Annotated in this window: 11 protein-coding genes; 5 read left to right on the top strand and 6 right to left on the bottom strand. The window is 72.7% G+C overall.

Annotated elements, in window-relative coordinates:
- Positions 1 to 171 precede the first annotated feature (171 nt).
- From gap to O7619_RS23765, 5 genes are all read left to right on the top strand, one after another.
- Positions 172 to 1,176, top strand: a complete 1,005-nt coding sequence (gap, locus tag O7619_RS23785) for a type I glyceraldehyde-3-phosphate dehydrogenase (RefSeq protein ID WP_282283522.1) — start codon at positions 172 to 174, stop codon at positions 1,174 to 1,176.
- Between the two features lie 5 nt (positions 1,177 to 1,181).
- Entirely contained in the window at positions 1,182 to 2,375 is a 1,194-nt protein-coding gene (locus tag O7619_RS23780; RefSeq protein WP_282288920.1) for a phosphoglycerate kinase, read from the top strand.
- Positions 2,376 to 3,167, top strand: coding sequence for a triose-phosphate isomerase (gene tpiA / locus O7619_RS23775; protein ID WP_282283520.1), 792 nt, complete (start codon positions 2,376 to 2,378; stop codon positions 3,165 to 3,167).
- Between the two features lie 95 nt (positions 3,168 to 3,262).
- Positions 3,263 to 3,523, top strand: a complete 261-nt coding sequence (gene secG / locus O7619_RS23770) for a preprotein translocase subunit SecG (protein WP_181569394.1) — start codon at positions 3,263 to 3,265, stop codon at positions 3,521 to 3,523.
- Positions 3,524 to 3,653: 130 nt separating this feature from the next.
- Positions 3,654 to 3,998 (top strand): RNA polymerase-binding protein RbpA, encoded by a 345-nt coding sequence (locus tag O7619_RS23765; protein ID WP_282283519.1) that lies wholly within the window; start codon positions 3,654 to 3,656, stop codon positions 3,996 to 3,998.
- 61 nt (positions 3,999 to 4,059) lie between these two features.
- Here the strand turns inward: O7619_RS23765 and pgl are convergent, their stop codons facing one another.
- From pgl to tkt, 6 genes are all read right to left on the bottom strand, one after another.
- Positions 4,060 to 4,830 (bottom strand): 6-phosphogluconolactonase, encoded by a 771-nt coding sequence (gene pgl, locus O7619_RS23760; protein WP_282283518.1) that lies wholly within the window; start codon positions 4,828 to 4,830, stop codon positions 4,060 to 4,062.
- Between the two features lie 69 nt (positions 4,831 to 4,899).
- Positions 4,900 to 5,916, bottom strand: coding sequence for a glucose-6-phosphate dehydrogenase assembly protein OpcA (locus O7619_RS23755; RefSeq protein WP_282283517.1), 1,017 nt, complete (start codon positions 5,914 to 5,916; stop codon positions 4,900 to 4,902).
- Positions 5,917 to 5,947: 31 nt separating this feature from the next.
- Positions 5,948 to 7,462 (bottom strand): glucose-6-phosphate dehydrogenase, encoded by a 1,515-nt coding sequence (gene zwf / locus O7619_RS23750; RefSeq protein ID WP_282283516.1) that lies wholly within the window; start codon positions 7,460 to 7,462, stop codon positions 5,948 to 5,950.
- 50 nt (positions 7,463 to 7,512) lie between these two features.
- On the bottom strand, positions 7,513 to 9,084 hold the full coding sequence (locus tag O7619_RS23745; RefSeq protein ID WP_282288919.1) for a glucose-6-phosphate isomerase: 1,572 nt from the start codon (positions 9,082 to 9,084) through the stop codon (positions 7,513 to 7,515).
- A gap of 78 nt (positions 9,085 to 9,162) precedes the next feature.
- Entirely contained in the window at positions 9,163 to 10,341 is a 1,179-nt protein-coding gene (gene tal, locus O7619_RS23740) for a transaldolase (RefSeq protein ID WP_282283515.1), read from the bottom strand.
- 15 nt (positions 10,342 to 10,356) lie between these two features.
- A complete protein-coding gene (tkt, locus tag O7619_RS23735) occupies positions 10,357 to 12,495 on the bottom strand; it encodes a transketolase (protein ID WP_282283514.1) in 2,139 nt (712 codons plus the stop codon).
- Positions 12,496 to 12,677 lie beyond the last annotated feature (182 nt).

Raw genomic sequence — 12,677 nt, 5'->3', positions numbered from 1 at the left:
GGCCGGCACAGGCACTCTCGCCGTCATCACCGCCTCGGGCGGTCAGGTCCCCAGAGACCGCGGCGGGGTGGCCGAGATGAACCGTCAACGGCCGGCTCGAACGGTCGGCGCACACACCTTCGCCGGCCGTGGTCTGACGCCGGCGGACCAGAACGCGAGGAGATGGGACCTGTGACCATCCGGGTTGGCATCAACGGCTTCGGCCGGATCGGCCGTAACTTCTTCCGGGCAGTGCTGGCGTCCGGCGCTGACATCGAGGTCGTCGCCGTCAACGACCTGACCGACAACGCGACGCTCGCTCACCTCGTCAAGTACGACAGCATCCTGGGCCGCCTCCCGCACGAGGTGAAGGCCACCGCCGACGAGATCACCGTGGGCGGCAAGACCATCAAGGCGTTCGCCGAGAAGGACCCGGCGAAGCTGCCGTGGGGCGAGGTCGGCGCCGACGTGGTCATCGAGTCCACCGGGTTCTTCACCGACGGCGGCAAGGCGAAGGCGCACATCGACGGCGGGGCCAAGAAGGTCATCATCTCCGCGCCGGCGAAGAACGAGGACGTCACCGTGGTCATGGGCGTCAACCAGGACCAGTACGACCCGGCCAAGCACACCATCATCTCGAACGCCTCCTGCACCACCAACTGCCTCGCCCCGATGGCCAAGGTGCTGCACGACACGTTCGGCATCACCAAGGGTCTGATGACCACCATCCACGCGTACACGCAGGACCAGAACCTGCAGGACGCGCCGCACAAGGACCTGCGCCGGGCCCGCGCCGCCGCGCTCAACATCGTGCCGACCTCGACCGGCGCCGCGAAGGCCATCGGCCTGGTCCTGCCGGATCTCAAGGGCAAGCTCGACGGGTACGCGCTGCGGGTGCCGATCCCGACCGGCTCGGCCACCGACCTGACCGTCGAGGTCGGCCGGGAGACCACCGTGGACGAGGTCAACGCCGCGCTGAAGGCCGCCGCGGACGGCCCGCTCAAGGGCATCCTGGTCTACAACGAGGACCCGATCGTCTCCGCCGATATCGTCACCGACCCGGCGTCGTGCATCTTCGACGCGCCGCTGACCAAGGTGATCGGCAACCAGGTCAAGGTCGTCGGCTGGTACGACAACGAGTGGGGCTACTCCAACCGCCTGGTCGACCTGGTCAAGCTGGTGGGTCAGTCCCTGTGAGTGGGATCCGTAACCTCGACGACCTGCTCGCCGAGGGGGTCTCGGGTCGGCGCGTGCTGGTGCGCGCCGACCTGAACGTCCCGCTCGACAAGCAGACCGGTGCCATCACCGACGACGGCCGGATCCGGGCCGTGCTGCCGACGCTCGGCGCGCTGGTGCAGGCGGGCGCGAAGGTGGTCGTCTGCTCGCACCTGGGCCGCCCGAAGGGCGCGCCGGACCCGCAGTTCAGCCTCCGCCCGGTCGCCGGGCGGCTCGGCGAGCTGCTCGACGCCCCGGTGAGCTTCGCCGAGGACACCGTCGGCGACTCGGCGCAGTCGACCGTGGCCGGGCTGGCCGACGGTCAGGTCGCGCTGCTGGAGAACCTGCGGTTCAACAAGGGCGAGACCAGCAAGGACTCCGCCGAGCGCGGCGCGTTCGCCGATCAGCTCGCGGCGCTCGGCGACGCCTACGTCGACGACGCCTTCGGCGCGGTGCACCGCAAGCACGCGAGTGTGCACGACGTGCCGGCGCGGCTGCCGCACGTCGCCGGCCGCCTCGTGCTGCGCGAGGTCGAGGTGCTCAGCCGGCTCACCGGCGACCCGGAGCGGCCGTACGTGGTGGTGCTGGGCGGCTCGAAGGTCTCCGACAAGCTGGCCGTGATCGAGGCGCTGCTGCCCACGGTCGACCGGCTGCTCATCGGCGGCGGGATGTGCTTCACCTTCCTCAAGGCCCAGGGCCACGAGGTGGGCACCTCGCTGCTGGAGGAGGAGATGGTCGAGACCTGCCGCAACCTGATGGAACGCGCGCCCGGCAAGATCATGCTCCCGGTCGACGTGGTGGCCGCGGACGCGTTCGCTCCGGACGCCGCGCACGACACGGTGCCCGCCGACGGCATCCCCAGCCACCGCCTGGGCCTGGACATCGGCCCGGAGACGGTGGCCGGGTTCGCCGCCGTGCTGTCCCAGGCGAAGACGATCTTCTGGAACGGCCCGATGGGCGTGTTCGAGATGGCGGCGTTCGCGAACGGCACCCGCGGGGTGGCCGAGGCGATCACCAAGGCCGACGCGTTCAGCGTGGTGGGCGGCGGCGACTCCGCCGCGGCGGTGCGCGCGCTGGGCCTGGACGAGTCCTCGTTCGGGCACATCTCCACCGGTGGCGGCGCCTCCCTGGAATATCTGGAGGGCAAGACCCTCCCCGGCATCGCGGCTCTGGAGAACTGAATGGCGAGCACGACCCGCCGGCCGCTGATGGCCGGCAACTGGAAGATGAATTTGAACCACCTCGAGGCCAACCTGCTGATGCAGAAGCTGGCCGCGAGCCTGACCGAGAAGCAGCTCACCGACGTCGAGTGCGTGGTGCTGCCGCCCTTCACCGACCTGCGTACCGTGCAGACCGCGGTGGACGGCGACAAGCTGCTGATCGGCTACGGCGCGCAGGACCTGTCGCCGTTCCCGTCCGGGGCGTACACCGGTGACATCGCCGGGTCGATGCTCGCCAAGCTCGGCTGCACCTACGTGGCGGTCGGCCACTCCGAGCGGCGGCAATACCACTACGAGGACGACGCGCTCGTCAACGCGAAGGTGGCGGCGGCGCTGGCGAACGGGCTCACCCCGATCCTCTGCATCGGCGAGGGCCTGGAGATCCGGGAGCAGCTCAAGCAGGTTCCGCACTGCTGCGACCAGCTCGACGGCGCGCTGAAGGGCCTCACCGCCGAGCAGGTCACCAAGGTCGTCGTCGCGTACGAGCCGGTCTGGGCGATCGGCACCGGCAAGACGGCGACGCCGGAGGACGCGCAGGAGGTCTGCGGCGAGGTGCGCAAGCGGCTCGTGGAGACCTACGACGAGGCCACCGCCGGGCAGGTCCGGATCCTCTACGGCGGGTCGGTCAAGGCGTCGAACGTCGCCGCGATCATGGCCCAGCCGGACGTGGACGGGGCGCTGGTCGGGGGCGCGAGCCTCGACGCGGAGGAGTTCGCACAGATCTGTCGGTTCCCGGAGCACACGGGCCGCTGATCGCTCGCTATCCTTGACGCTGCCCGTCCACCGGTCGGTGCCACCGTGCCCGACAGGTCCGGGCAGTGATCGTAACGAGAGGACTGACCCCCGCCATGCCGATCTGGTTCGCCTACACGATGATCACGTTGCTGGTCATCACCAGCGTGCTGCTCGTCCTGCTGATCCTCCTGCACCGCGGTAAGGGCGGCGGGTTGTCGAGCATGTTCGGCGGCGGCGTCAGCTCCAGCCTGGCCGGTTCCTCGGTGGCCGAGAAGAACCTCGACCGCTACACCGTTCTGGTGGGGATCGTCTGGTTCGCGTGCATCGTCGGGCTCGGGCTCTGGCTCCGGCTCCAGATGAGCAGCGGCACCTGAGCGAGCGCCGAATAAGCGTACAATCTGCGCGCGGTCCGTCACGGACCGCGCGCAGTTTGTTTCTCCGCCCGTCGCCCGTCGCCGACCCCATCCGGCGGCGGTCCCCTCCGACGACAGGGAGCGCGCAACCGTGCCCAGCAACAACGTCATCCGCGGCACCCGGATCGGGTCCGCCCCCGAGCGCTTCGACCAGCGCTCCGAGCCGGCCCCACGCCGGCCGGTCGTCTACTGGTGCCGCCACGAGCACCGGGTCGAGTTCCTGATCGCGGCCGAGGCGGAGACCCCGGCGTCGTGGGACTGCCCCCGCTGCGGGGAGCCGGCCGGTCCCGAGCCGGGCAACCCGCCGGGCCGGCAGCGCGCCGAGCCCTACAAGACCCACCTGGCGTACGTGCAGGAGCGGCGCACCCCCGAGGAGGGCGAGGCGCTGCTGGCGGAGGCACTCGCGGCGCTGCGTCGCCGTAGGGGCCGCGCCTGAGCCCGGGTGTTAAGAAGGGGCCCCGCCTCTACCGCAGGCGTTAAAAGGGGGCCCCTCCTTATCACCTCAAGCTGCGCGAGCGCGGCGGCACGTGCGCCGCCGCGGCGCGGTCCAGCAGCCAGAGGGTACGGGAGACGCCGTGCACGCCGGCCGCCGGCAACTGCACCGGCCCGGCCCCGGCCAACGCCATGCCCACCGCCCGGGCCTTGTCCGCCCCGGCGGCGATCAGCCACACCTCCTCCGCCGTGTTGATCGTCGGCAGGGTCAGCGTGGTCCGCACCGGCGGCGGCTTCGGGCTACCCCGCACCGCGCTGACCGGGCGGCTGTCGTGGTGCACCGGATGCTCCGGGAACACCGACGCCACGTGCCCGTCCTCACCGACGCCGAGCATCAGCACGTCGAAGTGGGGGAGGGCGGCGTGCCCCGGGCGGGCGGCGGCGGCCAGCTCCCGCGCGTACCCGGCGGCAGCCGCCTCCGGGTCGTCACCGGCCGGACCGTCCGACGCCGGCATCTGGTGCACCCGCGCCGGGTCCAGCGGCAGCGCGTCCAGCAGCGCCGCCCGCGCCTGGGTCTCGTTGCGATCCGGGTCACCGGCCGGCAGGAACCGCTCGTCACCCCACCAGACGTCCACCCGGGACCAGTCGACGGCGTCCCGGGCGGGAAGCTCGCCGACCGCCCGGTGGACGGCCGCGGCGATCCGCCCGCCGGTCAGCACCACCGACGCCTGACCGCGCTCGGCCTGCGCGTCGAGCAGCTTCACCACCAGCCGGGCCGCCACGGCCTGCGCCAGCAGGTCAGGGTCGGCGTGTACGGCGACACTCGCCTCACTCATCCGTCGTGCCCTCACGTTCCGACCACCCCGCGGCGGTCCTCGCTGCGTGTCGCCGCCCGGTCCGGACGGTCACTCGTTCGCGGTCGCGCCCGCGTGCGCGGTCACCCCGGCCTCGGCCCGTCGGGCGGTCGCCGGATCCTTCCACACGTGCACCCGCTGGGCCGGACGCTGGTCCAAACCGGTCAGCCCGACCGTCGCGCCGAGCGCCTCGGCGTACACCTGGTCGGCGTCGAGCCGGCGCAGCTCCTCGGCCAACTCGTCGCCGAGCGGCCGGCGGACCAGCGGCAGCGTCCGGTCCTCCTGCCCGGTACGCCGGAAGTTCGCGATGCTGTCGTCCCGGGTCAGCGTCAGCTCGTCGCCGTTGGCGCAGCGCAACTGCACCTCGCGCATCCGCGGGAACTCGTCGGTGTGCTCCCAGGTCGGCTCGATGCCGAGCCGGGCGGTGAGCCACCCGCGCATCAGCGCCGCGGTCGGGTCGGTGCGCGGCGCCACCACCGTCGCCTCGGTCACCCGGGCCTGGGTGGTGTCGAACGCCCCGGCGACGAGCGTGCGCCACGGGGTGATCCGGGTCCAGGCCAGGTCGGTGTCGCCCGGCGCGTAGTCCTGCGCCCGCTGCCGCAGCGCGGCGATCGGGTCGGCGGCCTGCGCCGAGTCGGTGATCCGGCGGTCGGCCACCACGCCGAGGAAGTCGGTGGCGATCTCGTGCGGCGGCTCGTCGTGCCACCAGGTCACCACCGGTACGTCCGGCACCAGCAGCGGCAACACCACGGACTCGGCGTGCAGCGCGAGCCGGCCGTACATCCGGGTGACCACCGCCTCGCACGGGCCGAGCCGGCCGCCCACGACGATCTCCGCGTCCAGGCGGTTGCGGTCCCGCTCGACGTCCGAGCGGACCACCACCAGGAGCCGGCAGGGGTGCGCGGCGGCGGCGATGGTGGCCGCCGCCTCCGCCTCCCGGACCCGCTTCTCGTCCACCACCACGATCAGGCTGAGCGCCATGCCGCTGGCCACCCCGCCGGCGCTGCGTCGCTCGGCGGCCAGCGCCTTGACCACCTCGTTGCCCGTGGTGTCCCACAACCCGATCACTGGAGCCTCCCGGTCCGCTCGCTCTGCTCGGTCACGCTCTCCGCCAGGCCCGGCCCTCGCGGGCCAGCATCTCGTCGGCGGCCCGGGGGCCCCACTCGCCGGCCCGGTACGGCTCCGGCTTCGTGCCCGCCCAGGCGTGCTCCAGCGGGTCGACGACCTGCCAGCTCTGCTCGACCTCGGCGGCGTCCGGGAACAGCGTCCGGTCGCCGACCAGCACGTCCAGGACAAGCCGTTCGTACGCCTCCGGGCTGGACTCGGTGAACGCCTCGCCGTACTGGAAGTCCATCGCGATGTCGCGGACCTCCATCGTGGTGCCCGGCACCTTGGAGCCGAACTTCAGCACCACGCCCTCGTCCGGCTGCACCCGGATGACGAGCTGGTTGGCGCCGAGGGACTCCATGTCGGCCGGGTCGAACGGCAGGTGCGGCGCCTTCTTGAACATGATGGCCACCTCAGTGACCCGCCGGGGCAGCCGCTTGCCGGCCCGGATGTAGAACGGCACCCCGGCCCAGCGCCGGTTCTGGATGGCCAGCTTCACCGCCACGTACGTCTCGGTGGTGGAGTCCTCCGGGACGTCGTCCTCCTCCCGGTAGCCCTTGGCGCGCTCGCCGCCCACCCAGCCGGGCAGGTATTGCCCGCGCACGGTGTCCGCGGCGATGTCCCGCGGCACGGCGATGGCCTTGAGCACCTTGAGCTTCTCGGCCCGGATCTCGTCGGCGTCGAAGCTTGTCGGCTCCTCCATCGCGACCAGGGCGAGCAACTGGAGCAGATGGTTCTGGAGCACGTCCCGGGCGGTGCCGACCGAGTCGTAGAACGCGGCCCGGGTGCCGATGCCGACGTCCTCGGCCATGGTGATCTGCACCGAGTCGACGTACTGGGAGTTCCACAGCGGCTCGAACAGGTTGTTGGCGAACCGCAGGGCCAGGATGTTCTGGACCGTCTCCTTGCCCAGGTAGTGGTCGATCCGGAAGACGTCCTGACGGGTGAAGACGTCGTCGACCAGGTCGTTGAGCGCCTTGGCCGAGGGCAGGTCGTTGCCGAACGGCTTCTCCACGACCACCCGCCGCCAGCCGCCGGACTTCTCGTTGTCCGCCATGCCGGTGCGGGCGAGCTGCTTGAGCACCACCGGGAAGGCGGCCGGCGGGATGGAGAAGTAGAACGCGGCGTTGCCCTGGATGCCGTGCGAGTCGCGCAGCTCGTCGAGCGTGCTGGCGAGACGGTCGAAGGCGTCGTCGTCGTCGAACGAGCCGCCGACGAACTTGATGTTGCCGACCAGCCGGGCCCAGACCTCCTCGCGCCACGGGGTGCGGGCGTGCTTCTTGGCCGCGTCGTGGGCCAGCGACTCGAAGTCGCCGTCGCCCCAGTCGCGGCGGGCGAAGCCCAGCACCGCGAAGCCGGGCGGCAGCAGCCCCCGGTTCGCCAGGTCGTAGACCGCCGGCAACAGCTTCTTCCGGGCCAGGTCGCCGGTGACTCCGAAGATCACCAGGGCGCACGGCTCAGGGATACGCGGCAGCCGCCGGTCCTGGGGGTCACGCAGCGGGTTCACCGGGCCACCTCCTCCTGCGTCTCGGTCCACCGATTCCAGGTCGTTGATCGTCACGTACGTGTCCGTCCGGCCGTGTCCAGCAGCTGGGCGACCCCGGTCGCCCGCTCGGTCAGATGCAGTCGCAGCACCGGTCGCCCCCGGCGGGCCAGGGCCCCCCGGTCGTCGGCGGCCTGGGCCGCCTGTAGCTCCGCGAAGGTGTACGGACGACCGGGCACCGGGAGATCATCGGTGACCGCACCGGTGATCTGGAGGTGCCGGGCGCGCCCGTCGGTGTGGGCCGGGCGACGGGGACCCCACCCGAAGGTCACCGGCCACCCGGTCCGCCGCGCCAGCACCGGGCGCAGCCCGGCCACCGCCGCGTCGGCCCGCCGGTCGAGCCACGCGGTCACCGCGAGGTGCTCCTCGGGGCCCCGCCCGTCGGTGAGCCAGCGCAGCGCGCCGGCCAGGTCGGCGGGGGCGCCCGCCGGGGCGTACACCTCGATCGCGCCCTCGACCGACGAGGGCGACCGGCCCGCCGGCGTCGGCTCGTCGTCGCCCGCGACGCCGGCGGGCGCGGCGAACGGGTCCACCCGCAGCGCCGCCGCGGCGGTCGCGGCGGCGTACTGCCAGGTGAGGAACTGCGCGCCGAGCGGGCCGTTGACCGCCACGTCGGCGACCGGGCCGGGTGCCGCGCCCGGGCCGAGCGCGCCGCCGAGGCTCACCGTCAGCACGTCCGGGCCGGTGGCGCCGGGCGCGTCCGGGGACTCCGCCGCGACCGGCAGGATCCGCCCGCCGGTCGCCGTGGCGAGCAGCGCGGCGGCCCAGTGGCGCAGCCCGTCGAGGCCGGTGCCGTCGGGCACCAGCGCCACGGTGGCCCGGCCGCCGCCGGGCGCCGCGCCCAGGGCCGCGCCGAGCGCCAGGCCGGGATTGTCCCGGACCCGGTCCAGCGCGCCGGCCAGCGCCGCCGCCTCGTCCAGCAGCTCGGTGACCGGGGCGCCGGCGAGCGCCGCCGGGACCAGCCCGAACGCGGTGAGCGCGGCCCAGTGCCCGGCCACCTCCGGATCGACCGGAAGCACCACCGCGCCCCACTCGTCGGCGAGCGTCTCCAGCGCCGAGCCGGGCCGGGTGACCACCACGACGTGCCGGGCGGCCTCCGGCCCCGCGTCACGCCACACCTGCCGGTAGGCCCGCAGGTGCGCGTCGGTGGTGCGGTCCAGGTCGGGGCCGGCGAGCACCAGCACGGTGCGCGCCGGCCGGTCGGCCAGCGCCGCCCGGACCGGACCGGGATCGGCCGTGTCGAGCACGGTCAGCGGCCGGCCCAGGCACTCGGCGATCACCTCGGCGGCGAGCGTGGTGGCGCGGTCGCCGGCCAGCACCACGTGGTCCAGGTCGCCCAGCTCGGCGGTCAGCTCGGCGAGTTGGGGGAGCAGGTCCCAGCTGCGGCAGTGGGTGTCCAGCCAGCCCAGCCGGGTGCGCGCCGCCGGCTCGGCCCCGGGCCCCCAGAGGGTCGGGTCCTGGGCGGCCAGCCGCGCGGGGACGTCGTGGGCGACCAGCGCGGCGCGCGCGGACCGGTCCACCGCGTCCGCGCCGTGCACGGCCAAGCCGGCGGCGACGTCCGCCGGACCGGCCACCAGGTCGCTCAGGTCACTCACCTCACCGGTTCCACGGTACGGCGGAACACGTCCCGGGGCAGCGCCCCGGGACGTGTCGGACGCCGTCGGTCACGCGTTCCCGCCGGCCTGCTGGGCGTTCTGCGCGTTGCCCTCGGCGGCCTGGTGCGGGCGGTCGACGCCCTTGGCCGCCTCGGCGAGGGACTTCTTGACCCCCTCCAGCAGCTCCAGCCAGCTCGCCTCGAACTTCTCCACGCCCTCGCGTTCCAGCGTGGCGATCACGTCGGCCAGGTCGATGCCGACCGATTCCAGGTCGGCGAAGACCGTGCGCGCGTCGTCGTACGCGCCGGTGATCGTGTCCGCCTGGGTCTCGCCGTGGTCGGCGTAGGCGTGGACGACCGGCTCCGGCATGGTGTTGACCGTGCCGGGGGCGATCAGCTCCTCGACGTAGATGACGTCCCGGTAGTCCGGGTTCTTCGTCGACGTGGAGGCCCACAGCGGGCGCTGCGGGTGGGCGCCGGCGTCGGCCAGCTTCTGCCAGCGCGCCGAGGAGAACACCTCGCCGTAGCGCTCGTAGGCCAGCCGGGCGTTGGCGACCGCGGCCTTGCCGCGCAGCGACTTGGCCTGGTCGGAGCCGATCTTCTCCAGCCGCTTGTCCACCTCGGTGTCGACCCGGGAGACGAAGAACGAGGCGACCGAGCCGATCTTCGACAGGTCGTGCCCGTTCGCCTGCGCCTGCTCCAGGCCGGCGAGGAACGCCTCCATCACCTGCGAGTAGCGGTCCAGCCCGAAGATCAGCGTGACGTTGACGCTGATCCCCTCGGCCAGCGTCTTCGTGATCGCCGGCAGGCCCTCCTCGGTCGCCGGGATCTTGATGAAGAGGTTCGGCCGGTCGACCAGCCACCACAGCGCCTTCGCCTCGGCGGCGGTCTTGTCCGCGTCGTGCGCCGACCGCGGGTCCACCTCGATCGAGACCCGGCCGTCCACCCCGGCGCTGGCGTCGTACGACGGGCGCATCACGTCGCACGCCCACCGCACGTCGTACGTGGTGAGCATGCGGACCGCCTCCTCGACGTCCACGTCGCGGGTGGCGAGGTCACGGAGCTGCCAGTCGTACTCGTCGGCGTCGCTCAGCGCCTTGGCGAAGATCGTCGGGTTGGTGGTCACCCCGGCCACGTGGCTCTCCCGGCGCAGCTTGTCCAGCCCGCCGGAGGTCAGTCGCACCCGGGAAAGATCGTCGAGCCAGATCGCCACCCCGGCGCTCTGGAGCTCGCTCAGCCTGTCCGTCATGCCGTCACGCTCCCCTCAGTTGCCGGTCGTGAAACCGGTGATGTCGCCCACCCGGGTCAGCGCCGCGTGCGCGGCGGCCACGATCCGGTCGGGGGTGAACCCGAACTGCTCGAAGAGCACGGTGTAGGGCGCGCTCGCGCCGTAGTGCTCGATGCTCACGCACTCGCCGCTGTCGCCGACGATCGCCCGCCACGACATCGCGATGCCCGCCTCCACGCTCACCCGTGCCTTTACCCCGCGCGGTAGCACCGACTCCCGGTATGCCTCGTCCTGCGCGAAGAACCATTCCTGGCACGGCATGGACACCACCCGGGTGGGGGTGCCGTCGGCCTCCAGCCGCTCCCGGGCGGTGAGGCAGAGCTGCACCTCGGAGCCGGTGCCGACCAGGATCACCTGCGGCTTGCCGTTGGACGCCTCGGCCAGGACGTACCCGCCCTTGGCGGTGCCCTCGGCGGACCCGAACTCGGTGCGGTCGACAGTCGGCAGCGCCTGCCGGCTGAGCGCCAGCGCGGTCGGCCGGTCGGTGTGCTCCAACGCCTGCCGCCACGCCCACGCCGTCTCGTTGGCGTCGGCCGGGCGGACCACGTCCAGGCCGGGGATGGCCCGCAGCGCGCTCAGGTGTTCGATCGGCTGGTGGGTCGGGCCGTCCTCGCCGAGGCCGATCGAGTCGTGTGTCCAGACGTAGGTCACCGGCAGCTTCATCAGCGCGGCGAGCCGCACCGACGGGCGCATGTAGTCGCTGAACACGAGGAACGTGCCGCCGTAGGGGCGGGTGCCACCGTGCAGCGCGATGCCGTTGAGGATCGACCCCATGCCGTGCTCACGGATGCCGAAGTGCAGCGTGCGGCCGTACTCGTCGCCCGGGAAGTCCTTGGTGGCGTGGCCGGCCGGGACGAACGACGGCTCGCCCTTCATGGTGGTGTTGTTGCTCTCGGCCAGGTCGGCCGAGCCGCCCCACAGCTCCGGCAGCACCGGGGCGAGCGCCTCCAGGACCTTGCCGGAGGCGGCCCGGGTGGCGACGCCCTTGGCGTCCGCCGGGAAGTCGGGCAGCGCGTCGGTCCAGCCGGTCGGCAGGGTACGGGTGGCCATCCGGTCCCACAGCGCCTTGCGCTCCGGGTTGGCCTGCGCCCAGGCGTCGAACCCCTTGGTCCACTCGGCCTGCGCCTGCGTGCCGCGCTCGACGACCTGGCGGGCGTGCTTGAGCACCTCCTCGTCGACCTCGAACGTGCGCTGCGGGTCGAAGCCGAGGACCTCCTTGGTGGCCTTCACCTCGTCGGCGCCGAGCGCCGAGCCGTGGATCTTGCCGGTGTTCTGCTTGTTCGGCGCGGGCCAGCCGATGATGGTGCGCAGCGCGACGAACGACGGCCTGCCGGTCTCCGCCCTGGCGGCCAGCAGCGCCTGGTAGAGCGCCTCCACGTCCTCGTGGTAGTCGCCCTGGTCCGCGTCGCCGGTGCGCCAGTCGACGGTCTGCACGTGCCAGCCGTACGCCTCGTAGCGGGCCGCCACGTCCTCGCTCTTGGCGATCCGGGTGTCGTCCTCGATCGAGATCTCGTTGTCGTCGTAGATCACGCAGAGGTTGCCGAGCTGCTGGTGGCCGGCGAGCGCGCTGACCTCGTGGGTGATGCCCTCCTCGATGTCGCCGTCGGAGGCGATGCACCAGATGTCGTGCCGGAACGGCGAGTCGGCGCGGTCCGGCTCGGGGTCGAACAGGCCGCGCTCCCGGCGGGCCGCCATGGCCATGCCGACCGCGTTGCCGAGGCCCTGCCCGAGCGGGCCGGTGGTGGTCTCCACGCCCGGGGTGTGGCCGTGCTCCGGGTGGCCCGGGGTGAGCGAGCCCCACTGGCGCAGCGCCTTGAGGTCGTCCAGGGCCAGCGGGTAGCCGGAGAGGAAGAGCTGGATGTAGAGGGTCAGGCTGGAGTGCCCGGCGGACAGCACGAACCGGTCCCGGCCGGGCCAGTTCGGGTCGGTCGGGTTGTGCCGCATGACCCGGTTGAACAGGAGGTAGGCCGCCGGGGCGAGGCTCATCGCCGTACCCGGGTGGCCGTTGCCGGATTTCTCCACGGCGTCCATGGCCAGCACGCGGACCGTGTCGACGGCCCTGCGGTCGAGGTCGGACCAGTTGAGAGCGGGAAGCTCGGGTCGTTTCGCAGCCACGTTCATGTGCTCCTCGGCAGATGGGCGGAACCCTCACTGATGACCCTATCGAGCGACGCTAAACGTCCGCCCGGGGATCTCGGCATGCTGACTTGTACGTTTCCGCCCCGACCGGCCGTTCAACCACCGGTGTGACGGCCCGCACCGTTGCCGGGTCCACGGGGCAGCCAAAACGACGGCGC

The sequence above is a fragment of the Micromonospora sp. WMMD998 genome, from assembly GCF_029581235.1.
GTDB lineage: Bacteria > Actinomycetota > Actinomycetes > Mycobacteriales > Micromonosporaceae > Micromonospora.
This window is presented reverse-complemented; position numbering and strand designations above follow the sequence as displayed.

Bases quoted from the DNA above. Each gene is read 5' to 3' on its own strand.
- tal (WP_282283515.1), bottom strand. From the start codon at position 10,341: ATGACGGACAGGCTGAGCGAGCTCCAGAGCGCCGGGGTGGCGATCTGG.
- secG (WP_181569394.1), top strand. From the start codon at position 3,263: ATGCCGATCTGGTTCGCCTACACGATGATCACGTTGCTGGTCATCACC.
- pgl (WP_282283518.1), bottom strand. From the start codon at position 4,830: ATGAGTGAGGCGAGTGTCGCCGTACACGCCGACCCTGACCTGCTGGCG.
- tpiA (WP_282283520.1), top strand. From the start codon at position 2,376: ATGGCGAGCACGACCCGCCGGCCGCTGATGGCCGGCAACTGGAAGATG.